This window comes from Paraburkholderia tropica, assembly GCF_914484835.1.
GTDB classification, from domain to species: Bacteria; Pseudomonadota; Gammaproteobacteria; order Burkholderiales; family Burkholderiaceae; genus Paraburkholderia; species Paraburkholderia tropica_A.
On sequence record NZ_CAJZAR010000067.1, the window covers coordinates 47,580 to 72,167 of the forward strand.

General features: G+C 66.7%; 23 protein-coding genes. 10 read left to right on the forward strand and 13 right to left on the reverse strand.

Annotated elements, in window-relative coordinates:
• Positions 1–72: 72 nt before the first annotated feature.
• On the forward strand, positions 73–621 hold the full coding sequence (locus LDO54_RS24150; protein ID WP_224013198.1) for a DUF962 domain-containing protein: 549 nt from the start codon (positions 73–75) through the stop codon (positions 619–621).
• A 111-nt stretch (positions 622–732) separates the two neighbouring features.
• On the opposite strand, the gene rarD is transcribed toward LDO54_RS24150, so the two are convergent.
• Positions 733–1,629 (reverse strand): EamA family transporter RarD, encoded by an 897-nt coding sequence (gene rarD, locus LDO54_RS24155; protein ID WP_224013199.1) that lies wholly within the window; start codon positions 1,627–1,629, stop codon positions 733–735.
• 367 nt (positions 1,630–1,996) lie between these two features.
• Here rarD and egtD point away from each other — a divergent pair, with 367 nt between their 5' ends.
• On the forward strand, positions 1,997–2,977 hold the full coding sequence (egtD, locus tag LDO54_RS24160; RefSeq protein ID WP_224013200.1) for an L-histidine N(alpha)-methyltransferase: 981 nt from the start codon (positions 1,997–1,999) through the stop codon (positions 2,975–2,977).
• 110 nt (positions 2,978–3,087) lie between these two features.
• Here egtD and LDO54_RS24165 read toward each other — a convergent pair whose 3' ends face one another.
• Positions 3,088–3,384 carry an acylphosphatase gene (locus LDO54_RS24165; protein WP_205993738.1) on the reverse strand — a complete coding sequence of 99 codons (297 nt, stop codon included), beginning with the start codon at positions 3,382–3,384 and terminating at the stop codon, positions 3,088–3,090.
• 167 nt (positions 3,385–3,551) lie between these two features.
• On the opposite strand from LDO54_RS24165, the gene hpnA reads away from it, so the two are divergent.
• Positions 3,552–4,574 (forward strand): hopanoid-associated sugar epimerase, encoded by a 1,023-nt coding sequence (hpnA, locus tag LDO54_RS24170; protein WP_065061633.1) that lies wholly within the window; start codon positions 3,552–3,554, stop codon positions 4,572–4,574.
• 176 nt (positions 4,575–4,750) lie between these two features.
• Complete coding sequence (locus tag LDO54_RS24175; protein ID WP_224013201.1) at positions 4,751–5,452, forward strand: hypothetical protein; 702 nt, start codon at positions 4,751–4,753, stop codon at positions 5,450–5,452.
• 100 nt (positions 5,453–5,552) lie between these two features.
• Here LDO54_RS24175 and LDO54_RS24180 read toward each other — a convergent pair whose 3' ends face one another.
• On the reverse strand, positions 5,553–6,731 hold the full coding sequence (locus LDO54_RS24180; RefSeq protein WP_224013202.1) for a glycosyltransferase: 1,179 nt from the start codon (positions 6,729–6,731) through the stop codon (positions 5,553–5,555).
• Positions 6,728–7,597 carry a squalene synthase HpnC gene (gene hpnC / locus LDO54_RS24185; protein ID WP_224013259.1) on the reverse strand — a complete coding sequence of 290 codons (870 nt, stop codon included), beginning with the start codon at positions 7,595–7,597 and terminating at the stop codon, positions 6,728–6,730. The genes LDO54_RS24180 and hpnC overlap by 4 nt, the downstream gene beginning before the upstream one ends.
• Positions 7,598–8,098: 501 nt before the next feature.
• On the opposite strand from hpnC, the gene ispH reads away from it, so the two are divergent.
• Together ispH and hpnH are read left to right on the forward strand one after the other, a co-directional pair.
• Positions 8,099–9,043 carry a 4-hydroxy-3-methylbut-2-enyl diphosphate reductase gene (ispH, locus tag LDO54_RS24190; protein ID WP_205993742.1) on the forward strand — a complete coding sequence of 315 codons (945 nt, stop codon included), beginning with the start codon at positions 8,099–8,101 and terminating at the stop codon, positions 9,041–9,043.
• 10 nt (positions 9,044–9,053) lie between these two features.
• A complete protein-coding gene (hpnH, locus tag LDO54_RS24195) occupies positions 9,054–10,205 on the forward strand; it encodes an adenosyl-hopene transferase HpnH (RefSeq protein WP_224013203.1) in 1,152 nt (383 codons plus the stop codon).
• 114 nt (positions 10,206–10,319) lie between these two features.
• Here the strand turns inward: hpnH and LDO54_RS24200 are convergent, their stop codons facing one another.
• The 4 genes from LDO54_RS24200 to LDO54_RS24215 all read right to left on the reverse strand — a co-directional run bounded on the left by LDO54_RS24200 (position 10,320) and on the right by LDO54_RS24215 (position 13,808).
• Complete coding sequence (locus LDO54_RS24200) at positions 10,320–10,721, reverse strand: VOC family protein (protein WP_224013260.1); 402 nt, start codon at positions 10,719–10,721, stop codon at positions 10,320–10,322.
• 44 nt (positions 10,722–10,765) lie between these two features.
• Positions 10,766–11,323 (reverse strand): helix-turn-helix domain-containing protein, encoded by a 558-nt coding sequence (locus LDO54_RS24205; RefSeq protein WP_224013204.1) that lies wholly within the window; start codon positions 11,321–11,323, stop codon positions 10,766–10,768.
• A gap of 150 nt (positions 11,324–11,473) precedes the next feature.
• Positions 11,474–11,680: a YbdD/YjiX family protein gene (locus tag LDO54_RS24210; RefSeq protein ID WP_027820406.1), complete on the reverse strand. Its 207-nt coding sequence runs from the start codon at positions 11,678–11,680 to the stop codon at positions 11,474–11,476.
• Between the two features lie 43 nt (positions 11,681–11,723).
• Positions 11,724–13,808: a carbon starvation CstA family protein gene (locus tag LDO54_RS24215; protein WP_224013205.1), complete on the reverse strand. Its 2,085-nt coding sequence runs from the start codon at positions 13,806–13,808 to the stop codon at positions 11,724–11,726.
• Positions 13,809–14,053: 245 nt separating this feature from the next.
• On the opposite strand from LDO54_RS24215, the gene LDO54_RS24220 reads away from it, so the two are divergent.
• Together LDO54_RS24220 and LDO54_RS24225 are read left to right on the forward strand one after the other, a co-directional pair.
• Entirely contained in the window at positions 14,054–15,601 is a 1,548-nt protein-coding gene (locus LDO54_RS24220; RefSeq protein WP_224013206.1) for a cache domain-containing protein, read from the forward strand.
• The gene (locus LDO54_RS24225; RefSeq protein WP_224013207.1) at positions 15,598–16,236 is read left to right on the forward strand and encodes a response regulator; all 639 of its coding nucleotides are present in this window, start codon (positions 15,598–15,600) and stop codon (positions 16,234–16,236) included. The genes LDO54_RS24220 and LDO54_RS24225 overlap by 4 nt, the downstream gene beginning before the upstream one ends.
• Before the next feature lie 106 nt (positions 16,237–16,342).
• On the opposite strand, the gene LDO54_RS24230 is transcribed toward LDO54_RS24225, so the two are convergent.
• Positions 16,343–16,951, reverse strand: a complete 609-nt coding sequence (locus LDO54_RS24230; RefSeq protein WP_224013208.1) for an MlaC/ttg2D family ABC transporter substrate-binding protein — start codon at positions 16,949–16,951, stop codon at positions 16,343–16,345.
• Positions 16,952–17,169: 218 nt separating this feature from the next.
• Between LDO54_RS24230 and LDO54_RS24235 the strand changes: the two genes are divergently transcribed.
• Both LDO54_RS24235 and LDO54_RS24240 read left to right on the forward strand, forming a co-directional pair.
• A complete protein-coding gene (locus LDO54_RS24235) occupies positions 17,170–19,797 on the forward strand; it encodes an MMPL family transporter (RefSeq protein WP_224013209.1) in 2,628 nt (875 codons plus the stop codon).
• Positions 19,797–20,870 (forward strand): MlaA family lipoprotein, encoded by a 1,074-nt coding sequence (locus LDO54_RS24240; RefSeq protein WP_224013210.1) that lies wholly within the window; start codon positions 19,797–19,799, stop codon positions 20,868–20,870. The genes LDO54_RS24235 and LDO54_RS24240 overlap by 1 nt, the downstream gene beginning before the upstream one ends.
• A gap of 115 nt (positions 20,871–20,985) precedes the next feature.
• On the opposite strand, the gene LDO54_RS24245 is transcribed toward LDO54_RS24240, so the two are convergent.
• The 4 genes from LDO54_RS24245 to LDO54_RS39295 form a co-directional block, all read right to left on the reverse strand.
• The gene (locus LDO54_RS24245; protein WP_224013211.1) at positions 20,986–21,471 is read right to left on the reverse strand and encodes an acyl-CoA thioesterase; all 486 of its coding nucleotides are present in this window, start codon (positions 21,469–21,471) and stop codon (positions 20,986–20,988) included.
• A 161-nt stretch (positions 21,472–21,632) separates the two neighbouring features.
• Positions 21,633–22,358 (reverse strand): phosphorylase, encoded by a 726-nt coding sequence (locus LDO54_RS24250; RefSeq protein ID WP_224013212.1) that lies wholly within the window; start codon positions 22,356–22,358, stop codon positions 21,633–21,635.
• A 2-nt stretch (positions 22,359–22,360) separates the two neighbouring features.
• Complete coding sequence (gene shc / locus LDO54_RS24255) at positions 22,361–24,403, reverse strand: squalene--hopene cyclase (RefSeq protein ID WP_224013213.1); 2,043 nt, start codon at positions 24,401–24,403, stop codon at positions 22,361–22,363.
• Positions 24,404–24,412: 9 nt separating this feature from the next.
• On the reverse strand, positions 24,413–24,588 hold a 176-nt coding region (locus LDO54_RS39295), incomplete at its 5' end, for an FAD-dependent oxidoreductase (protein WP_436975670.1).

Sequence of the window (24,588 nt, forward strand, 5' to 3'; positions counted from 1 at the left end):
ATTGTCGGCTAGCCGAAGGTTCGCGGCCGCGCGCCCGACGATCATAATGATTTTGGAGACAGAGGGGCATCCATGAGAAACCTGACCGAGCAACTGACCCAATACGCCGGCTATCACCGCGATGCCCGCAACATCGCCACGCATTTCGTCGGCATTCCGATGATCGTGCTCGCGCTCGCGGTGCTGCTTTCGCGTCCCGCCTTCGCCGTCGGCGCCTGGCCACTCGCCGCCGTGCCGCTCTCGCCCGCGTGGCTGCTGTTCGGCGGCGCGACGCTCTATTACCTCGTGCTCGACGTGCCGCTCGGCGCGATGATGGCCGTGTTCTCGGCGCTCTGCCTCGCCTGCGGCGCGTGGCTCGCGCGCGAGTCGACGGCCGTGTGGCTCGCGGCGGGCGTGGGGCTGTTCGTGGTCGGCTGGATCTTTCAGTTCGTCGGGCACGTGGCCTGGGAACATCGCAAGCCCGCTTTCGTCGACGATGTGATCGGCCTGATCGTCGGTCCGCTGTTCGTGCTCGCGGAAGCGCTGTTCGCGTTCGGCTGGCGTCCCGCGTTGCGCGAGGCGATCGAAGCGAAAACCGGCCCGACGCGTATCAATCCGCCGCGCGCGCAGCACGCGCGCTGAGTGCGCTGAACAGGCCGACCAGCCTCGAGACTAGCGACACGCAAGCCCGCGCATCGCGATTACGCCACGGCAGCGCGCATCGCCGCCCCGGCGCATCGATCAATCGGCGCCTCAGCGCGAGACGCGCATGAGGCGCGCGCCATGCAGCGCCGTCAGCGCCACGGCGAGCCAGATCGGCACATAGGTCGCGAGCTGGCGCACGCCCAGATGCTCGCCGAGCATCGTCACCGACAGGATCACGAGCAACACCGGCTCCACGTAGCCGAGCACGCCGAACAGCGCCATCGGCAGCAGCCGGCTCGACTTCAGATAGGTCGCGAGCGCAATCGTGCTGATCACGCCCAAGCCCGGCAGCAGCACCCACGCGAGCAGCGCATGCTGGCCGACGATCGCGAGCGAGCCGCCCGCATGCACTTCGATGAACGCCACGGGCAGCAGCAGCACCATCTCCACGGCGAACATCGCCAGCGAATCCGCGTGGATCTTGCGGCGCAGCATGAAGTACGGCGGATAGCCGAGCGCCGTGATCAGCGTCGGCCACGAAAACGCGTGCGTGGCCCAAAGCTCGTGCGCCACGCCCATCGCCGCGCAGGCCACCGCGATCCATTGCAGCGGCTCCAGGCGCTCGTGATAGTAGTAGCGCCCGACCAGCACCATCACCAGCGGCAGCATGAAGTAGCCGAGCGACACTTCGAGCATGCGTCCGTGCAGCGGCGCCCACAGGAACACCCACAGCTGCACGCCGAGCAGGGCCGCGCCCACCACCAGCATCAGCGCGATGCGCGGCTCGCGGATCGCGCGCATCACCAGTTCCCGCAGGTGCGGCAGGCGCTTGCGCAGCACCACCAGCGCGAGCGCGCCCGGCACGGTCCAGATCACGCGCCACGCGAAGATGTCGAGGCCGCCGAGCGGCGCGAGCAGCAAGGTATACGCCGACATCAGCGCGAACAGCGCCGAAGCGGTCACGGAAAGCGTGATGCCGCGTCCGGGTTCGTACGTTATCGACATGACGCGGCGCACAAGGAAACGGGACGGGCGCGAGGCGCGGAGAACACGGCGGCGCGTCCGTCCAACGCGGCGGACGCTGAAAAAAGCGTTGTCATTTGAATGTTGTATTGATTTAGCGGCAGCCGGGCGCGGCGTTCGCGCGAGCCGGACTGCCGGCATTCTAGTCTCCCGCAAGCCGCGCCGATACGGCGGGCACGGCCGATGCGGCGTCTGCCGAGGCAGCGAAACCGCCAATTTAGTTCGTGAATTGCACGCGATGATGGACTAGAACGTAAGTCTCGCTACGGAACCGACCTTCGGCCGCCACGCGTCACGGCCCACGTCGCCGCGCACCGGCCGCCAGCCGCCCAACGCAAACGGAGCCCGCATGACACTTCCTGCGTCCCGCCCCACGCCGCAGCAAAGCCCGCCTTCCACCTTCGCCGCCGACGTCCGCGCGGGTCTCACGCACGCCCCGCAGAAGGAATTGCCGTCGATGTATCTGTATGACGAAGTCGGCTCGGCGCTGTTCGAAGTCATCACGGTCTTGCCCGAGTACGGCGTCACGCGCGCCGAGGAACGCCTGCTCACGCGCTACGCCAACGAGATCGTCGAAGCGCTGCCCGCCGACGTCACCGTCGCCGAACTCGGCAGCGGCAGCGGCCGCAAGACGCGCCGCATTCTCGAAGCGCTGTGCCGCAAGCGTCCGACCGCGTATTGCCCGATCGAGATCTCGCGCACCGCGCTGCAACTCTGCCGCCGCGAACTGGCCGACATCGAGCGCATTTCGATCGTCGGCTACGAGCGCGACTATCTGGCCGGTCTCGCCGAAGTGAGCCGCCAGCGCAAGGACGGCGAGCGCCTGTTCGTGCTGTTTCTCGGCAGCACCATCGGCAACTTCGCGCGCCTTGCGGCGACGCGTTTTCTGCGCGACATCCGCGCGATGCTGCGCCCCGGCGACACGCTGCTGCTCGGCACCGACCTCGTCAAACCCGTCGATACGCTGATCGCCGCCTACGACGATTCGATCGGCGCCACGGCCGCGTTCAACCTGAACCTGCTCTCGCGCATCAACCGCGAGCTTGACGGCGACTTCGACCTGCACGACTTCGAGCACGTCGCGCGCTTCAATCCCGACGTGCGCAGCGTGGAGATGCATCTGCGCGCGAAGCGCCACGTCGAGGCGCACGTGGGCGCGGCGCGTCTGAACATCGAGATGGAAGCGGGCGAGACCATCTGGACCGAAAGCAGCCACAAGTATCACGCCGACGAAATCCCCGCGATCGCCGCCGATGCGGGCTTCGAGTGCGCGCATCAGTGGATCGAGAAGGAGTGGGGCTTCGCGGAGAGTTTGCTCGCGGTGCGCTGAGGTCCGCTGAGATCCGCTGACATGCGCGGGCTTTTATCCCGGGCGTGATCCCGAGCCGAAACGAAAACGGGGCGCTTTCGCAAGCGCCCCGTTTTTTCGTCGATGGGTTTTCAGTGCTGCTCGAAGCGCTCGTAACGCTTCTCGGTGCGGCGCTCCTCGCTCTCCACCGAACTCACGCGCGCCGCGGGCGGCCCGTGACGCAGCCACGACAGCATGCGGTCCACCTGATTCGCCGAGCCCTGAATCACGGCCTCGACCGAGCCGTCCTCAAGATTGGCGACGTAGCCGCGAATGCGCAGCGCGTGCGCCTGACGCACCGTCGCGTGACGAAAGCCCACGCCCTGCACCGTTCCGCGCACGCGCACGTAATACGTTTCCAGGCGCGCATCCAGATCCGGTTCGCTCATCGTTCGATCTCCTTAAGCCATGCATGCACGATACGGTCGGCATTGTAGACGCGATTGCCGCGACCCTGCGCGCGCACGCGCCGCCGTCGCGCCACGTACAATCCGTGCCACTGCGGCGGCCGGCGTGAACGGCGCGCCGCTCATCGAACCCGAAAGCGAAATCCAGAATGACCGACACTTCCCGCGCTAACAAGGACCTCGTGCTGATCACCGGCGCGTCCGGCTTCGTCGGCTCGGCCGTCGCCCGCATCGCGCTGGAAAAAGGCTTTGCCGTGCGCCTGCTGGTGCGCGCGACGAGCCCGCGCAAGAACCTCGAATCGCTCGACGTCGAGATCGTCACCGGCGACATGCGCGACGAAGCCTCGATGCGCCGTGCGCTCGACGGCGTGCGCTACCTGTTCCACGTGGCCGCCGACTATCGCCTCTGGGCGCCCGATCCGCTCGAAATCGAGCGCGCCAATCTCGAAGGCGCCGAAGCCACCATGCGCGCCGCGCTCGCCGCGGGCGTGGAACGCATCGTCTACACGAGCAGCGTGGCCACGCTCAAGGTCACGAGTTCCGGCAACTCCGCCGACGAAACCTCGCCGCTCAAGGCCGATCAGGCGATCGGCGTGTACAAGCGCAGCAAGGTGATCGCCGAGCGCGCGGTCGAGCGCATGATCGAGCAGGACGGCCTGCCCGCCGTGATCGTCAATCCGTCGACGCCGATCGGTCCGCGCGACGTGAAGCCCACGCCCACGGGCCGCATCATCGTCGAGGCGGCGACGGGCAAGATGCCCGCGTTCGTCGACACGGGCCTGAACCTCGTGCACGTCGACGACGTGGCGAACGGCCACTTTCTCGCGCTGGAGCGCGGGCGCATCGGCGAGCGCTATATCCTCGGCGGCGAAAACCTGCCGCTCCAGCAGATGCTCGCCGACATCGCCGGGATGGTGGGCCGCAAGCCGCCGACGATCGCGCTGCCGCGCTGGCCGCTCTATCCGCTCGCGATGGGCGCGGAAGCCGTAGCGCGCATCACGAAGCGCGAGCCGTTCGTGACCGTCGACGCGCTGAAGATGTCGAAAAACAAGATGTATTTCACGTCGGCGAAGGCGGAGCGCGAGCTGGGCTATCAGGCGCGGCCGTATCGCGAAGGTCTCAAGGACGCGCTCGCGTGGTTCCGTGAAGCGGGTTATCTGAACGCGAAGTAAGCCGCGCGCAGGTCGCGCGAAGCTCGGCACGCGCCGCCGGAAACGCCCGATTTGCGGCCTTCCGGCGGCTTCTCGCGCACTTTGTTACAACTTTTGTTGCGACATGCTTACAACGGCGGACGGGCAATGCGCGTGCGCTATGGGTAAAATCGCGGGTCTTACCAGAGAAGCCTCGCATGAATCTTCAAGACCAGATCGGCGCGCTCGAAGTGGGTGTCGATCAGCTCATCCAGGCCGTCCGCACCGCGCCCGCGCTGCATATCGTCGATACGCCGGCTGCCGCAGCGCCCGCCACGGCGCTCGCACCCGACGACGCGCCCGCGTTCGAAGCCCCGCCGAAGCTCGAAGTCCCGCCTTCGCCTTTCGAAGACGCCGAGTCCGTCGCTGCGCCGGCGCAGCCGTCCGCGCCTGCGCAAGCCGTCGCCGCGCCGCAGGCCGAAGTGCAATCCGCGGCTGACGAAGCCGTCGAATCCGCTGAAGTCGTCGAAACCGTCGAAACCGTCGACTCCGCAGCCGACCAGCCCGCGAACGCCGAAGCAGCCGCGAACGCCGCAGGCCCGCTGCTCGAAGTCGGCCGCCCGTCGCAGAACGAGATCACGATGACGATCGGCGGTCAGACCGTGTCGCTGCATCCGATGCAGGTCGGCCAGCTGATCGAGGAACTCGCGAACGCGCGCGCCTCGATGCAGCCCGAGCCGCCGCCCGGCATTCCGCCCGGCTGGCGCTTCGCTTCGACGAAGAATCCGACGATGGCCGTGCAGAAGCAGTCGAACGGCGACCGTCTGCTCGTGCTGCGCCACAACGGTCACGGCTGGGTGCCGTTCACGTTCTCGCCCGACATGGTCGTGCAGATGTACATGATGCTGACGCAGCGCTAAACCGCGCCGCCTCGACCTACCGCATCGACGTAAAAAAAGCCGCCGCGTGAAAACGCGGCGGCTTTTTTACTGTTCTGCTGAACGGCTGAAGCGGCGAATCTCAGCGCCCTTGCACCGGCGCCTGCACGCGCGCCTTCCACTGGCCGCCCTTGCCGCGCCAGAAGCGCCACGCCGAAGCGAACGTCGCGCCCACGTAGAACAGCGCGACGAGCGGCAGGAACGGCGCCCACAGCGGCGAGCGGCGGTAGTACGCGAGCATCGGCGCATAGGCGCAGCACATCAGCGCCCAGGCGAGCCACGCGGGCCAGCCCTGCGCGCCCAGCGCGAGCGCGACCACGGGCGGCGCGAGATAGATCACCGCCATGCCCAGCAGCGTGCCCGCAAGCTGCCACGCCGAGTAATGCAGCTGCGTGAACGCGGTGCGCGCGATCATGTTCCAGATGTCCTTCCACGAATCGTAGGGGCGCAGCGACACGCTTTTCGCCGCCACGTCCAGACGGATCGGATGCTGGCCCTGGCCGCGATGCTTGATGCGCGCGGCGAGGCTGCAATCGTCGATGAGTTCGGCGCGGATCGACTCGATACCGCCCGCTTCCTCCAGCGCCGTGCGGCGCACCAGCATGCAGCCGCCCGCCGCCGCCGCCGTCTTGTTGCGCGGATTGTTGACCCACGCGAACGGATAGAGCTTGGCGAAGAAGAACACGAAGGCCGGAATCAGCGCCTTTTCCCAGAACGAGTCGCAGCGCAGACGCACCATCAGCGAAACCAGGTCGCGCTTCTCGGCCTGCGCGCGCACCACGAGCTGCGCGAGCGCGTCGGGCGGATGGCCGATGTCGGCGTCGGTGAGCAGCAGATAGTCGGCGTCCAGACCGAGCGTGCGCACGGCCTCGATGCCCTGCGACTGCGCCCAGACCTTGCCCGACCAGCCCGCCGGCAGCGGTTTCGCGCTGATGACGGTGAGCTTTTCCGGGCAGTGCAGCGCGAGCGCGGCGGCGCGCGCGGCTTCGGCGGTGCCGTCGGTGCTGTGGTCGTCGATGACGATCACGTGGAAGTCGCCGCCGTAGTTCTGCTGGAGCAGCGAGGCGACGGCTTCGCCGATCGCGTCGGCTTCGTTGCGCGCGGGCACCACGGCACACGCCGACGGCCAGCCCGCCGCGGGCTCGACGAGCGGCAGCGGCGCGGCCGGACGCGAGCGCCAGAAGCCGCCGCGCCCGAACAGCAGTACGAGCCAGATCACCAGCGACAGGCAGGACACGGCAAAGAGAATCGTTGTCATCATGCGTTATTACTCTCGATCGAAGGCGCGCGCACGCCTACGCGGCGCGACAGCCACATGGCCGCCGTGCGCATCAGCACCACGGCCCAGTCGGATGCGCGCAGCGCGGGCCGCACGCGGAAGATGTCGTAATCGGCGCGCTCGATGAGTTCGAGCACGCGCAGGCCGCCGTGCACCACGCTGCACAGCTCCAGTCCGAAGCGCCCCGGCGCGCGCAGCGCGAGCGGCGCGCCGCTCAGCATCAGCGCGCGCGCTTCGTTGACCTCGTGGCGCATCAGCGCGCGCCACGCGTCGTCCACCACGCCCGCGGCGATCTGCGCCTCGCTCACGTTGAAACGCGCACGTTCGGCCTGCGGCAAGTAGACGCGGCCGCGCTGCCAGTCGGCGGACACGTCCTGCAGGAAGGTGATGAGCTGCAGCGCCGTGCAGATGGAATCGGAATCGGCGAGATTCGCGGGCGAGGCCTCGTCGATCAGATGCAGCATCAGATGGCCGACCGGATTCGCGGAGCGGTGGCAGAAGTCGAGCAGCGCCAGCCGGTCGGCGTAACGCGTGGTGTCGATGTCCTGATCGAACGCCGACACCAGATCGTAGAACGGCTGCAACGGCAGGCGGCAGCGGCGCACGACGTCGGCGAGCCGCGCGAACAGCATCGGATGGACGGGCGCCGTGCGGCCCTCGGCAACGGCGTCGAGGCCGTCGCGAAAGTCCGCGAGCCGCGCATGACGCTCCTCGGGGAGCCAGTCGCCTTCGTCCGCGATGTCGTCGAGCGCGCGCGCGACATGGTAGATCACGCCGACAGGCGCACGCAGCGCCTTCGGCAGCAACAGCTTCGCTACCGGAAATTCGTCGTAGTGGTCGGGTTCCATGGCGTCCATTGGGGTCGGTCCCGCCCGGCCTCTGGCGCACGGACGGCGGGGAGCGATAGTTTAAGGGTTCCCGCGTCATGTTGCACCGCGCCACCGCCGGCCGTCGGACAAAGCGCGCGCGCCCCGGCGAATCGGCGCCGGATCCGCCCCCGAACGGCTTTCAATCACCTGACGAAAACCCGCCGCGCCCCCGCCAGCACAGCCTTGTCACCGTATCGCCGCGCACCTGACATTTGCCCGACACCGCGCTGTCACGGCCCGTAAGCCGCGCCCGAATAGAGGCCAAAACGGGGCCCTATTCGATTATCGTCGCGTGCGCGCCGCACCTTCTCGTTCGCCAACCAGCAAACACGGGGCGATGGGGTTAAAATGCGCGTCTGGTTTTTCCGCCATCCCCTGGCGGATCAAGCATTTACTAGCTTCTTATTAATAATGATGGTCGCGGCGAGCGGGGCTGACACGCCCCTTTCGGTAACCGCGGCAGTCGGAGTTCGCCACCTTATGCGAGTCATCCTTGCCCAACCCCGCGGCTTTTGTGCGGGGGTTGTCCGTGCGATCGAGATTGTCGATCGCGCATTGCAGAAGCACGGCGCGCCCGTCTACGTGCGCCATGAAATCGTCCACAACCGGCACGTGGTCGAAAACCTGCGTAACAAGGGCGCGCGTTTCGTGGAAGAGCTCGACGAAGTGCCCGAGGGCGCGGTCGCCATTTTCAGCGCCCACGGCGTTGCCAAGACGGTCGAACGCGCAGCCGAAGTCCGTGACCTCGACGTGCTGGACGCAACCTGTCCGCTCGTCACCAAGGTTCACGTTCAGGGCCGCCAGTACGTGGCCGCCGGCCGCACGCTGATCCTGATCGGCCACGCCGGTCACCCGGAAGTGGAAGGCACGATCGGCCAGATTCCGGGCACCGTGCTGCTGGTGCAGAGCGAGGCCGATGTGGCCAAGCTCGAGCTGCCGCTCGACGCGCCGCTCGCGTACGTGACGCAAACCACGCTGTCGGTGGACGACACGCGCGGCATCATCGACGCGCTGCTCAAGCGGTTCTCCGACATCGTCGGTCCCGACACGCGCGACATCTGCTACGCCACGCAGAATCGCCAGGCGGCTGTGCGCGATCTGTCCTCGCAGGTCGACGTGCTGCTCGTCGTGGGCGCGACCAACAGCTCGAACTCGAATCGTCTGCGCGAAATCGGCAGCGAGTCGGGTCTGCCGAGCTACCTCGTGGCGGACGGCTCGGAAGTGAAGGCCGAGTGGTTCGAAGGCGCACACACGGTCGGCATCACGGCCGGTGCGTCGGCGCCCGAAGAAATGGTGGAAAACGTGATTGACGCGCTGCGCGCGTTGGGGCCTGTCGAGGTGTCGACGATGGCGGGCCGTGAAGAAAAAGTCGAATTCAAGCTGCCGTCGAAGCTGTTGCAACCGCTCGTCGCGCGCGAAGTTTAAGGAGGACGTCTTGTCTATTCCGCTGCTACAAAAAGTCCGCGTTGGCGCGTACATCTTCCGTCAACATTTCGGCGGCAATAAGCGCTATCCGCTCGCGCTCATGCTCGAGCCGCTGTTCCGCTGCAACCTGGCCTGTAACGGCTGCGGCAAGATCGACTATCCGGATCCCATCCTGAACCAGCGTCTGTCGCTGGAAGAGTGCCTCGGCGCCGTGGACGAATGCGGTGCGCCGGTCGTGTCGATCGCAGGCGGCGAGCCGCTGCTGCACAAGGAAATGCCCCAGATCGTCAAGGGCATCATGGCGCGCAAGAAGTTCGTGTACCTGTGCACGAACGCGCTGCTCATGGAAAAGAAGATGGACGACTACGAGCCGAGCCCGTACTTCGTCTGGTCGGTTCACCTCGACGGCGACCGCGAAGCGCACGACCATTCGGTCTCGCAGGAAGGCGTCTACGACAAGGCCGTCGCGGCCATCAAGGAAGCCAAGCGCCGCGGCTTCCGCGTGAACATCAACTGCACGCTGTTCAACGACGCGCAGCCGGAACGCGTGGCGAAGTTCTTCGACACGGCTCACTCGATCGGCGTGGACGGCATCACGGTGTCGCCGGGCTACGCGTATGAGCGCGCGCCGGACCAGCAGCACTTCCTGAACCGCGACAAGACGAAGAACCTGTTCCGCGAAATCTTCAAGCGCGGCAACAACGGCAAGAAGTGGTCGTTCAGCCAGTCGAGCCTGTTCCTCGACTTCCTGGCCGGCAACCAGACCTACGAATGCACGCCGTGGGGCAACCCGGCGCGCACGGTGTTCGGCTGGCAAAAGCCGTGCTATCTGGTCGGCGAAGGTTATGTGAAGACCTTCAAGGAACTGATGGAAACGACCGAGTGGGACAAGTACGGCACGGGCAAGTACGAGAAGTGCGCGGACTGCATGGTCCACTGCGGCTTCGAGGCGACCGCCGTGATGGACACGGTCGCGCATCCGCTGAAGGCGCTGAAGGTCGCGTTGACCGGCCCGAAGACCGAAGGTGCATTCGTCAAGGACATCCCGCTGGATACCCAGCGTCCGGCGGAATACGTGTTCTCGCGTCACGTCGAGATCAAGCTCGAAGAGATCCAGAACTCGGCCAAGACCAAGAAGCCGGTGACGGTCGCGGCGGGCTAAGCGCTGCGTTCAGAGCGACTTCAGCGTGGTCGCGCCGCAAGGCGCGATCGCTGAATCAAAAAAGCGCAACGGTGCAGACCGTTGCGCTTTTTTCTTTTGGGCGTCACAACAAGATCACGACTGAATCATCTTCCAGCCGTTGCCCGCCGGATCGCGGAAGCCGGCGTCGATGCTGCCGTAGCGCTCGGTCGGCTCCTGCGTGAATTCCACGCCGCGCGCCGACCATTCGGCGTAGCGCGCGCGGCAGTCGGCCACCGCGAGCACGAGCGGCGGCATCGCGCCCTTGGCCACCATCGCGCGCAGCGTCTGCGCGGTGGCCTCGTCGTGCACGGGCGGGCCGGGCGTGAAGAGGCCGAGCTGGAACGAGGGCTGCTCGGGATGCTGGACCGTCAGCCAGCGATACGCGCCGTTGCGCACGTCCGCATGGACGCGAAAGCCGAGTTTGTCGACGTAGAACGCGAGCGCCGCGTCCTGATCGTCGACGTAGATGCCCACGACGTTGACGCCTTGCTTCACGTCCTGCTTCACGTCCTGCTTCACGTCCTGCTTCACGGCTTGATTCATGATGCCTCCCCGGCCTTCGGCCGCGCGTTGGATGATGGCCGCACTGTAGCCTTCGCCGCGCGGCGGCGCTTCTCCAAAACTGCCATCGTCAGATCGGGGCGCTGCGCCGCCTTCAGCACGCAGGCGGGCACGCTGCCCAGTTCGGCCATGTTCGCGCGCGCCGCCTCGCGCATCGCGCCCGGGCTGTTGCCGGTGATGTCGCGAAAGATGCGCCCGAAGGTGCCGAGGCTTTCCCAGCCCGTGGCGAAGGCGATATCGGTGATGGCGAGGTCGGTGTCGCGCAGGAGCGTGGTGGCCTGCTCGATGCGCCGCGTGAGCAGATAGCGATGCGGTGGCAGACCGAAGGCGCGCTTGAACGAGCGCGCGAAATGCGCTTCGGAGACGCCGCTCACGGCGGCCAGCCGCTTGACGGGCCAGGCTTCGTGCGAGGCGGCGTCCATGCGGTCCTTCGCGCGCAACAGGCGGCGCAGCAGCGCGGGATCTTCGAGCGCGTCCGTGGACCCGGAAGGCGGCGAGGCAGACAGCGAGGCATCGAATTCTTCGCGGGCGGACATGATCGGCGGCGACCCTCGTGACACGGCGTGCGGACGTAATCCGCGTAGTGTAGGCGCTTTGCGCCGCCCATGAAAAAAGCGCGACGGCTTTCGCCATCGCGCTTTTTTACCGGCATGAGCCGCGGCTTATTTCACCTTCCAGCCCGCGCCTCAGCAGCATTTCCCCGCGCCCGAACCGTAACGCGCATTCTGGCGCTCGCGGAAAAACTCCTCGTAGGTCATCACCGGACGATCGGGATGCGTCGCGCGCATGTGCGCGACGTAGCCATCGTAGTCCGGCAGACCGACCATCAGACGCATCGCCTGGCCCAGATAGCGGCCCGCCGTCTGCACGTTGTCGCGAAGTTCCGAGAACATGATGCGCTCCGTTCAGTGCGTAAGTCAGTGCGTGAAATGTCGATCAATGCACGCGATGCGCCACGGCCGCGCCGTTCGCCGGCATCGCCTCGTACGGCGTTTCCTGCACCGTCGGACGATCGATGCGGCGCGCACGCGCAATCGCGATCAGGCCGTACACCACGATGCTCACGACCACGAAGATGAACAGGCCCGAGAGCGCGGCATCGACATAGTCGTTGAAGATCATGCGCTGCATCTGCTCGACCGACTTCGCGGGCGCGAGCACCTTGCCCGCGTCGAGCGCCGCCGAAAGCTTCTGCGCGTGCGCGACGAAGCTCACCTTCGGGTTGCTGTCGAAGATCTTCTGCAGGCCCGCCGTGAGCGTGCAGATGAGCAGCCACAGCGTCGGCAGCGCCGTCACCCACGCGAACTTCTCACGCTTCATCTTGAACAGCACGACGGTCGCGAGCATCAGTGCGATACCGGCGAGCATCTGGTTCGAGATGCCGAACAGCGGCCACAGCGTGTTGATGCCGCCCAGCGGATCGACCACGCCCTGATACAGGAAGTAGCCCCACGCGGCCACGCACAGCGCCGTCGCGATCAGGTTCGCGGGCAGCGACTCCGTGCGCTTGAGCGACGGGTGGAAAGTGCCGAGCAGATCTTGCAGCATGAAGCGGCCCGCGCGCGTGCCCGCATCGACGGCCGTCAGGATGAACAGCGCTTCGAACAGGATCGCGAAGTGATACCAGAACGCCATCATCGCTTCGCCGCCCACGACCTGGTGCAGGATCTGCGCCATGCCGACCGCCAGCGTCGGTGCGCCGCCGGCGCGCGCGACGATCGTCGTTTCACCCACGGCCTGCGCCGTGTGCGTGAGCATGTCCGGCGTCAGCACGAAGCCCCACTGGCCGACCGTCTGCGCGACTGCGTCCGGCGTCGTGCCGAGCACGGCGAGTGGCGCATTCATCGCGAAGTAGACGCCCGGCTCGATCACCGAAGCGGCCACCAGCGCCATGATCGCGACGAACGATTCCATCAGCATCGCGCCGTAACCGATGAAGCGCGCGTTGGTTTCGTTATCGATCAGTTTGGGCGTGGTGCCCGACGAGATCAGCGCGTGGAAACCCGAGACCGAACCGCACGCGATCGTGATGAAGAGGAACGGGAACAGGTTGCCCGACCACACCGGACCAGTGCCGTCGATGAACTTCGTGAACGCGGGCATTTTGAGTTCCGGCGCGACGATCAGAATACCGATCGCGAGCGCGAGAATCGTGCCGATCTTCAGGAAGGTCGAGAGGTAGTCGCGCGGCGCGAGCAGCAGCCACACCGGCAGCACCGAAGCGACGAAGCCGTAACCGATCAGGATCCACGTGAGCTGCGTGCCCGTGAACGTGAACCAGGCGGCGAGCGTCGGCGAATCGTGCACGTGCTGGCCGAACGCGATCGACGCCATCAGCAGAACGAAGCCGATGATCGAGATCTCGCCGATCTTGCCCGGACGGATGTAGCGCACGTACAGGCCCATGAAGATCGCGATGGGAATCGTCGCGGCCACGGTGAACGTGCCCCACGGCGAGTTCGTCAGCGCCTTCACCACGATCAGCGCGAGCACCGCGAGAATGATGATCATGATGAGGAAGGTGCCGAACAGCGCGATCACGCCCGGAACCGGACCCAGCTCCATCTTCACGAGGTCGCCGAGCGAGCGGCCGTCGCGGCGCGTGGAGAGGAACAGCACCACGAAGTCCTGCACGGCGCCCGCGAACACCACGCCCGCGAGAATCCAGAGCATGCCGGGCATGTAGCCCATCTGCGCGGCCAGCACGGGGCCGACCAGCGGGCCTGCGCCCGCGATCGCCGCGAAGTGATGGCCGAACAGCACGTACTTGTTGGTGGGCACGTAATCGAGCCCGTCGTTGTGGCGCACCGCCGGCGTCATGCGCAGGCCGTCGAGTTGCAGCACCTGGGTGGCGATGAAGCGGCTGTAGAAGCGGTACGCGATCAGATACACGCACACGGCGCAGATCACGACCCACAACGCACTGATTCGCTCGCCGTGCGCGAGCGCGATGGTGCCGAACGCGAACGCGCCGAGTAGCGCGACGATCGTCCAGACGACAAAACTGGATGCCCGACTCATGCGGTGTCTCCTGTCTTATTTATAGATTCGTTGGGTGGTCTTTTTCGCGCGCCCGGCATCGGGACCGGCGCGCGACGCGCCGTGCTTCGTTTCATACTAGTCGAAGGCGGCGCGGCAGGTAGCGCAGTTGCGCCACGCTATGGGCGTGTAGTATTCGCTTTCGCCTTGTGCGCCACAAGCGGACAACTACGTAAGCGAACTACGTGATATTACGTAGGCGCGAACCGCGCATCGAGCCGCTCATCATGACTCTGAAGACCCGAATCTTTCTGCTCGCCGTGGTGCCGTTTCTCGCGGCCATCGCGGGGATCGGGATCGGCGTGCGCCAGCAGGCCACGGCGCTCGCGCAGACCCAGCACGCGACCATGCAGGCCGCGTATCTGTCGAGCAAGGAAATCGAGCTGCGCCATTACGTTGAGCTCGCCACCAGTGCGATCGCGCCGCTGTATGCACCGGATTCCACGCCCGATTCCGTCGATCCGGCCAGCGCCGCCCACGCCACCGCCCACGCCACCGCCAACACCGCCGCCAACTTCGCCGATCTCGCCGCCCGCACCGCGCTGCCCGCCACCGCCAGCGAAGCCGACCGCCAGCGCGCCGCACTCGCCGTGCTGCAAAAAATGGACTTCGGCCCCGACGGCTATTTCTTCGTCTACGACCTGCACGGGCGCTCGCTGATGCATCCGCGCGAGCCCGGACTCGTCGGCCAGGACCTGTGGAATCTGCGCGATCCGCAAGGCGCGCTGACGATCCAGCAACTCGTGGCCGCCGCGCAGCACGGCGGCGGCTATGTGCGCTACATGTGGCACCGCCCGTCCACGGGCAAGCTCGCACCGAAGCTCGGCTACGTCGTGCCGCTGCCGCGCTGGGGCTGGATGATCGGCACGGGCATCTATCTCGACGACGTCGATTCGACACTCGCGCACATCGACGAACGCGCCTCCGCGAATATCGAGCGCACGCTGCAATGGCTCGGCGTGATCGCGCTCGCGGGCGTGGGCGTGATCGCGCTCGGCGCGCTCGTGCTCAACGTCAGCGAGTACCGCAGCACCGATGCGAAGCTCAAGCGCCTCGCGCAGCAAGTGGTCGAATCGCAGGAACAGGAGCGCGCGCGCCTGTCGCGCGAGTTGCACGACGGCATCAGCCAGATGCTGGTGTCGGCGAAACTGCTGCTCGAATCGGCGCTCGCGCGCTTCGAGCGCGGCGAGACGCGCGTTCCCGCCGCCGAAGCTTCGCTCGCGACCGGCCTCACGCGTCTCTCGGACACGCTGCGCGAAGTGCGGCGCATCTCGCACGCGCTGCGTCCGGCAATGCTCGACGATCTCGGTCTCGCCGCCGCGCTCGAACAGCTCACGCGCGAACTCGCCGAGGAGTCGGAGATCGAGATCGGCTTCACGCTTTCGGGCGACTGCCCGCCGCGCACGCGCACCCGCACGCCGACGAGCGCCGCGCCCTTGCCCGACGCCGTCAACACCGTGCTGTTCCGCATCGCCCAGGAAGCGCTCACCAACATCGTCAAGCACGCCCAGGCGCGGCGCGCGGCGCTCACGCTGGCGGTCACGCCGCAAGCGGTGTCGCTCTCGATCGCCGACAATGGCCGCGGTTTCGACGTCGCGCACGCGCAAGCCGATCCGCGCGCGGGCATGGGCCTGCGCAACATGCGCGAGCGCCTGGAACCGCTCGGCGGCACGCTCACGGTCAGCTCGAAGCCCGGCCACACGGTCGTGAGCGCGTGGGTGCCCATCCGCGCGGCGAACGTCGCCGACACAACGAACGAAGTCAGACACACATGAACGACCCCAGCAAACCGGCGCGCCTCGTGCTCGTCGACGATCATCCGCTCGTGCGCGACGGCCTGCGCGCACGTCTCGAAGCCGTGCCGGGCCTCGAAGTCGCGGGCGAGGCGGGCAACGCCGACGAAGCGATCGGCCTCGCCGCCACGCTCGAACCCGATCTCGCGCTGATGGACGTGGGCATGGCCGGCATGAACGGCATCGCGCTCGCGGGCATCTTCCACGAGCGCTTTCCGGCGATCCGCGTGCTGATGCTGTCGATGCACGACAACGTCGAATACGTGACGGAAGCCGTGCGCGCGGGCGCGAGCGGTTACGTGCTCAAGGATTCGCCGGCCACGGAAATCGTGCGCGCGATCGAGGCGGTGCTCGCGGGACAGACGTATTTCAGCGCGGGACTCGGCGCGCGCATGATCCAGGCGTCGCTCAGGGACACGCCCATCGAGCGCCTGACGCCGCGCGAGCGCGACATACTCGATGCGCTCGCCGAAGGGCTCTCCAGCAAGCAGATCGCGCAGCGCGAAGGGCTCTCGGTGCGCACGGTCGAGACGCATCGGCTCAATCTGAAGCGCAAGCTCGACATCGAAGGGCAGGCGGAGCTGATCAAGTTCGCGGTGGAGAACCGCAGGAAGTGAGCGGGCGAGGGCGCGCAACGGCCCGCTCGCTCCCCAAAACAAAACGGCGCGCCTCTTGCGAGGACGCGCCGTTTTTTATGCGAAGCTGCGGGCTGAACCGATGGCCTTAGCTGCGAGCGTTGTGATCGACGAGGAACTTGATGAGCCCGTCGATGCCGCCCTTGGCGATCTGGTCGGCGAACTGCGTCTGGTAGACCTGAATGAGCCACGCGCCCATCATGTTGATGTCGTAGATCTTCCAGCCGTTGGCCGTGCGTTCGAGGCGATAGTCGATGGCGTCGTCGCCGCCGTTGCTCAGCACGTGCGATTGCACGACGGTGTCTTTCGCGCTCGCGCCGGTGTTCGACGGCACGAACTTGAAGTTGACCTGGGTGTCGCGCAGTTGCGCCAGCGACGAGGCGTAGGTCTTCACGAGCAGGAGCTGAAATTGCTCATAGAGCTTCTGCTGTTGTTCGGGCGTGGCCGTGGTCCAGGCCTTGCCGATCGCGATGCGCGTGGTGCGCTGGAAATCGGTGGCCGGCACGAAATGGGTTTCGACCACTTGCGTGATCTGTTTCATGTCGCCGCCGCGCGCTTGCGGGTCGGCCTGCATGGCCTTCACGGTGCCTTCCACGGCCGCCTTGACGATGGCGTCCGGCGAGGACTGCGCGAAGGCGGCGCCCGACACGCCCGACAGGAAGGCGGCGGTGAGTAATGCGGTCAGATAACGTTTCATACGCGTTTTTGGAACAGTAAATATCAGGCGCCGATAAAACGGGCCACTACACCGGCCTGTTCGAATGGCACGTCTGGGGCTCGATCCCGCCCCGGCCGGACCAGTATAACGGCTTTGACGTTTGCGCTCGTGTGCGCGACGCGCGCCGAGACGGGCGAGGCCGGTATACTTGAGCGCTTCGTTCAAGAATATTAATCGCCAAGGCTCCCCTCGCCTTTATGCTGAAGCCATTCATCATTCACCTCGTCGCCTGGTCGGTTCGCCGCGCGGCGTGGGTCATCGCACTTGCGATCGTACTGGCCGTCCTGAGCGGCGCGTACGTCGTGAAGCATTTCAAGATCAACACGGACATCAGCGGCCTCGTCGAGAACAGCGCCGAATGGGCCGCGCTCGGCGACGCCAAGGACAAAGCGTTCCCGCAACGCGGCAGCTCGCTGCTCGTGGTGGTGGAAGCGCCGGCGCCCGAACTCGCCGACGCCGCCGCCGACAAGCTCGCCGACGCGCTCAAGCAGGACTCGCGCGAATTCAGCGCGGTCTCGCAGCCCGCGGGCGGCCCGTTCTTCGAGCACAACGGCCTGCTGTTCCCGTCCACGCCCACGGTGCTGTCCACCACGGGCCAGCTCGTGCAGGCGCGCCCGCTGATCAACCAGCTCGCGAAGGATCCGAGTCTCGCGGGCCTCGCGGGCACGCTGATCACCACGCTGCAACTGCCGCTGACGATCGGTCAGGTCAAGCTGCCGCAAATGGCGGGCCTGCTCGGCAGCGCCGCCGACACCGTCGATCAGGTGCTGGCGGGCAAGCCCGCCGCGTTCTCGTGGCGCGCGCTCGTCGACAAGGACGCCGCCGCGAAACCCGCGTTCTCGTTCGTGACGGTGCAGCCGGTGCTGAATTTCGCGGCGCTCAAGGCCGGCGCGAGCGCGACGCAGGCGATCCGCGACACGGCCGCCTCGCTGCATCTCGACACGGAATACGGCGCGCGCATACGCCTGACCGGCGAACAGCCGCTCGCCGACGACGAATTCGCCTCAGTGCAGGACGGCGCCGCGCTCAACGGCGCGATCACGGCCATCGTCGTGCTCGTGATCCTGTGGCTCGCGCTGCGCTCGGGCCGTCTCATCGGCGCGGTGCTCATCACGCTGGTGGTCGGGCTCGCCATCACGGCGGCGCTCGGCCTGCTGATGATCGGCTCGCTCAACATGCTGTCGGTCGCGTTCATGGTGCTGTTCGTGGGGCTCGGCGTCGATTTCGGCGTGCAGTTCGGCGTGAAGTATCGAGAGGAACGCTTCCAGGACGACCGGCTCGACGTGGCGCTGCTCAAGACCGCGCGCCTGATCGGCGTGCCGCTCACGCTGGCCGCCATCGCCGTCGCCGAAAGTTTCTTTTCGTTCCTGCCGACCGCCTACAAGGGCCTCTCCGAACTCGGCCAGATCGCGGGCGTGGGCATGTTCGTCGCGTACCTCGCGAACATGACGCTGCTGCCCGCGCTGATCAGCGTGTTCAAGCCGAAGGGCGAGCGCGCCTCGCCGGGCTTCGCGTTCCTCGCGCCGGTCGACAAATGGCTCGCCGACCATCGCAATCCCGTGCTGATCGGTACGCTGATCGTGGTGCTGGGCGCCACGCCGCTGCTGCTGCATCTGCGTTTCGACTTCAATCCGCTGCACCTGAAAGACCCGCATACGGAGTCGATGGCGACGCTGATTGCGCTGAAGAATTCGCCGGTCATTTCGATCAACGACGTGAGCGTGCTCGCGCCCACGCTCGCCGACGCCGACAAGATCGCCGCGAAGCTCTCGAAGCTGCCCGAAGTGGGCCGCGCGACCACGCTGAGTTCGCTGATTCCCGACGACCAGCAGCAGAAGTTGATGCTGATTTCGAGCGCGGCGCAGCAGCTCATGCCGGCGCTCACGCAGCAGCCGTCGTCGCCGGTCACGGACGCGGTGCGCGTCGACACGCTCAAGCGCGCCGCCAACCAGCTCGCGCTCGCGGCGGGCGATCACCCGGGTCCGGGCGCGGCCGAGGCCAAGCATCTGTCGGACGGCCTGACGAAGCTCGCGAACGCCGACGCCGCCACGCGCGACCGCGCCGAAAAGGCCTTCAGCCAGCCGCTCAAGCTTGCGTTCGCGCAGCTCGAACGCCTGCTGCAGCCGTCGGAAATCACGCGCGAAAATCTGCCGAAGGCAATGGAGCTGGACTGGGTGTCGCCGATCACGGGGCAGGCGATCGTCGATATCGCGCCGCGCGTGCCGGCGGGCGTCGATCCCAACGACGACGCCATGCTCGCGCGCTTCTCGCACGCCGTGAAGGCGGCGGAGCCGAACGCCATCGGCGGCCCGATCTCGATCCTGCACTCGGCCAACGTGATCATTCTCGCGTTCCTCCAGGCGGCGGGGTGGTCGGTGCTGCTCATCACCGCGCTGCTGTGGATCACGCTGCGTCATTTCGGCGACGTGCTGCGCACGCTGATTCCTCTGCTGGTATCGGCGCTCGTGACGCTGGAGTTGTGCGTTGTGCTCGGTATCCAACTCAATTTCGCCAACATCATCGCGCTTCCCCTGATGCTCGGCGTCGGCGTCGCGTTCAAAATCTACTTTGTGATGGCCTGGCGCGCGGGTCAAACCGGCCTGCTGCATTCGAGCCTCACGCACGCGGTGCTGTTCTCGGCCGCAACCACGGCCACGGCGTTCGGCAGCCTGTGGCTTTCGCATCATCCGGGCACGTCGAGCATGGGCAAACTGCTCGCGTTGTCCTTGTTCTGTACGCTGATCGGCGCCGTGGTGTTCCAGCCGGTGCTGATGGGCAAGCCGCGCGCCAGGCGCGCACGATCGCATAAGCAGGGGATCGATTAATGAAGAAGAAACAAGCCGCGCTCACCATGGCGGCGGCGAGCCTGACGCTCCTCGTGACGTCGGGCTGCGCCACAGGTCCCGACCGCAAGCCGGGTGATCCGTTCGAACCGGCCAATCGCGCGATCTTTACGTTCAACGACGCGCTCGATACGCACATTGCTCAACCGATCGCGAAGGGGTATCAGAAAGTCACGCCGCAGCCGATCCGGCAGGCGCTTACGAACTTCTTTTCCAATCTCGGCGACGTCAGCAATTTCGCCAACGACCTGCTGCAGCTGAAGATCACCGACGCCACCGAAGACCTCATGCGTCTCGCGATGAACTCGACCTTCGGTCTCGGCGGTCTGATCGACTTCGCGACGCCCGCTGGCCTGCCGAAGCACCATCAGGACTTCGGTCTGACGATGGGCCATTACGGCGTGCCGGCCGGCCCGTATCTGGTGCTGCCGGTGTTCGGGCCGAGCTCGGTGCGCGACGGCATCGGCATGGGCGTGGATGTGAAGTTCAACATCCTCAACTACATCGAACCAGCGGTGCGCAACCCGATGTACATCGCGCAGTTCGTGAGCGCGCGCGCCGATCTGCTGGGCGCAACCGATCTGCTGCAACAGGCGGCGCTCGACAAGTATTCGTTCGTGCGCGACGCGTACCGCCAGCAGCGCCAGTCGATGATTCGCGGCTCGCAGAACAACAATGCGCCGCTGCCGGATTACGGCGATCCGGGCGCGTCGGATGACAGCGGTGGCGCGGGCAAGTCGGAGAACGGGTTGCCCAATTACGACGATCCGGGTGCTTCCGATGGTGCGGGTGGCGCGGCCGCTCCGGCCAAGGGCGGCGCATCGGATAACGGTCTGCCGAATTACGAAGATCCGGGCGAGGGCAGCGCGAATGGCGCGGCAGCGGCTGGAGCGGGTGCTGGTGCAGCGGCGGCGGCCGGGACGGCGGGTGTTGCTGCCGGTGCGGCGGCGCATGCGGCTTCGGGCGTGTCAGCGGCTTCTGCGCCTGCAGCAGCTTCGGCACCGGCTGCGGCTTCGGCCACGGCTGTGCCCGCCAAACCGGCATCGGCGCCTTGATGACGCGTTGATTGCACGCTGATTCGCGCCGCTCGAAGTCGAGCGGCGCAGACGCAAAAAAACCCGGCCAAGGCTTTCGCCCCGCCGGGTTTTTTCATGCGCACAGCAAAACCGCTCAGTGCACCGCTTCGCCTTCGTTCAGCGCTTCGCGCTCGGCTTCCCTGGCTGCCGCAACCGCCGTGGCATCCACCGCCGTGTGCACCGTCTGGCGATAGCGCTCATACGCCTCTTCAGCGTAACGAATACGGTCGCGGCCATGCGGCGCGGGCTTGCCTTCGGCGTCCATGTTCACGAACACCATCCGTTCGATCGTCAGGATGCTCTTGCGCGTGACCTTGTTGCGGACTTCGCAGCGCAGCGTGATCGACGTGCGGCCGAAGTCGGTGGCCGTCATGCCCAACTCGATGATGTCGCCCTGACGCGCCGAGCTCACGAAGTTCACCTCCGAGATGAACTTGGTCACGACGCGCTGGTTATCGAGCTGGCAAATCGCGTAAATGGCCGCTTCTTCGTCGATCCAGCGCAGCAGACTGCCGCCGAACAGCGTGCCATTGGGGTTCAGATCTTCTGGCTTGACCCACTTGCGAGTATGAAAATTCATATTGGTAACTCCCTATGCATGATCCGCCCCCAGATCGAGAAGGCGTGGACCTAGGGTTAACACTAGGATGTTACCAGAGATAGGGGTTTTCCCTAGGTATTTCAATATTCCGCGCCAGCAACAGTCTGGCGCGAAATCGTGAACAAAGGGATCAGCAGGAATCAGCGCGGGGAAAAAGCGCCAGATGACGTGAGCACGCGCCGCGCCGCCGTCAGCGCCTTGCGCGCGGCACCGGCGTCGGCGGCCACGCGCAGCAGGCCGCCCAGTTGCAGCGGATCGCGCGCGAGTTCGCGCAGGATCGGCAGGATGGCCGTGGAGCCGTCATCGCGCAGTCCGGCCATCGCGGCCTTGGGCAAACTGCGCCACGCCGGATCGACCACCGCGCGGCACACCGCGAACGGCAGGCCGCGTGCGGCAGCGGCGGCGGCCGCCAGATGCGATTCCATATCGACGGCCAGCGCGCCGTTCGACTGATGCAGCGCCGCCTTGTCCGCCGCGCCCGTGAGCGGCGCGGCCACTGCGGCTTCGATGCCCCGGCGCGTCTGCGCGGCCAGCGGCGAAGCCATCAGCGCCGCCGCCATCCGTTCGCTCCAGGCTGCGTCGCATTGCACGCGGCCAAACGGACCGTCGATCGCCTCGGCGATCACGATCGTCCCTGGTTCGAGATCCGGCCCGAGACCGCCCGCCGTGCCGAAGCTGATCACGCCCGCCGCGCCGCGATCGAGCGCGGCGTCGAGCGCGCGTTGCAGCAGATCGGCGCGCGCCGCGTAGACGGCCTCGATGCCGTCGCCGCCCTTGCCCGCGGCGATGCTCGCCTCGAACGCCATGCCGGTCACGGCGATCACGGGCAGCGCGCCGCCCGCACGCGGCTTCAGTGCGGCCGCCATCGTCACAGACCGACCGTGACGCGCGTCGCGCCGTCGCGTTTGAGGTTGCGGTAGCGCGCGAGCGCCCACAGCGGGAAGAACTTGCGATAGCCGTGGTAACGCAGATAGAACACGCGCGGGAAGCCGGTCGCCGTGAAGCGCGTTTCGTCCCAGAGGCCGTGGTCCTGCTGCGTCTGTTGCAGCCACGCGATGCCGCGCGCGACCGACGGATGATTCACTTCGCCCGCCGCCATCAGGCCGAGCAGCGCCCAGGCCGTCTGCGACGCCGTGCTCGTCGCGCGTTCGTAGCCGCGATATTCGAGCTTGTAGCTGGTGCCGTCCTCGCCCCAGCCGCCGTCCTCGTTCTGGATCGAGATCAGCCACTGCGCCGCGCGCTTCATGCGCGGATCGGCGTGTTCGAGACCGGCCGCGTTCAGCGCGCACAGCGCCGTCCACGTGCCGTAGATGTAGTTCATGCCCCAGCGGCCGTACCAGCTGCCATCCGCTTCCTGCTCTTCGAGGATGTAGTTGTACGCGCGGCGCGCCGGCTCGCTCGCGACGGGCAGTTCGCCCATCTGCGCGAGCATCGACAGACAGCGGCCCGAGACGTCGGCGGTCGGCGGATCGAGCAGCGCGCCGTGGTCCGAGAACGGGATGTTGTTCAGGTACTCATGGGTGTTTTCCGGCTCGAACGCGCCCCAGCCGCCGTTGCTGCTCTGCATGCCGACCACCCATTCACGGGCGCGCGACATCACTTCTGCGTAGGCATTGGTCTTGTTGAGCTTGTCGACGCGGTCCATCGCGGCCACGACCACGGCCGTATCGTCGACGTCGGGGTAGTGCGGGTTCGCGTACTGGAACGCCCAGCCGCCCGGACGCACGTCGGGACGGCGCGAGATCCAGTCGCCGCGCACGTCGAGAATCTGCAGCGGACGCAGCCATTCGAGGCCGCGGCGCGCGGCTTCTTCCGCGCGTGCGTCGCCGGTTTCGAGCAGCGCATGCGCCGCCAGCGACGTATCCCAGATGGGCGACAGACAGGGCTGCACGTAGGCTTCGTCGGCGTGCACCGTGACGAGCTTTTCGACCGACTGGCGGGCGATCGCGCGATGCGGATGATCGGCCGGATAGCCGAGCACGTCGTACATCATCACGGCGTTCGCCATCGCCGGGAAAATCGCGCCGAGGCCGTCTTCGCCGTTCAGGCGCTCGTCGACGAAAGCCACCGCCGCGTCGATCGCGCGCTGGCGCAGGTAGCTGGGGAACAGCGGATCGGTCACGCGCAGCACGCCGTCCACGGCGCGGAAGAAACCGAACCAGCCCTTGCTCTGATGCGGCGCGCGCTCGTTCAAACCGGTCGTGACGGGCGCGCTCAGGAACAGTTCGTCGATGCGCACGCCGCGCGGGTTCTTCGCGACCGGACGCTTCGCGCCGAGCACGAGCAGCGGCACGATCACGGTGCGCGCCCAGTACGAGACCTTCGAGAGATGGAACGGGAACCACTTCGGCAGCAGCGTGATTTCGACCGGCATCATCGGCACTGCGTACCATGTGACGACGCCGAACAGCGCGAGCAGGATGCGCGTGAAGACGTTGGCCTTTTCCGCGCCGCCCGCCGCGAGAATCGCCTCGCGCGCGCGCACCATGTGCTCGGCGTCTTCGGCGTCGCCGATCATCTTGAGTGCGAAATAAGCCTTGATGGTCGCGCTGACGTCCATGTCGCCGTCGGTGAACAGCGGCCAGCCGCCGCCCGGCAGCTGGATGCGGCGCAGGTAGCGCGCGATCTTCTGTTCGAGCTCGAGGTTCGCTTCCTCGCCCAGGTAGTGGACGAGCAGCACGTATTCGGCGGGAATCGTGGCGTCGGCTTCGAGTTCGTAGACCCAGTGGCCGTCGGCGCGCTGGTCGGCGAGGATCGCGTCGGTCGCGCGCGCAACGGCGGCGTCGAGGGTTCCGGCCGGCAGCGCGGCGGCGCCGTCGTCGAGCGCGGGCGCAAGCGTTGGCGCCAGGCTGGCGGCGCTCAGGACGCTCGCCGTCTCGTCGGTCGGCATGGCTTGGGATAAGTCGTTCATCGGCACTTCCTAAGGTTCAGACAGGAGCCGGTCCGCGGCCTTGCGGCCGGAGCGGATCGCTCCTTCGATCGTTGCGGGGAGGCCGGTAGCCGTCCAGTCGCCCGCGAGCATCAAGTTGGTCCAGCGCGTGCGCGCCGACGGGCGGCGCAGTTCCTCGTCGGGCACGGCGGCGAAGGTCGCGCGCG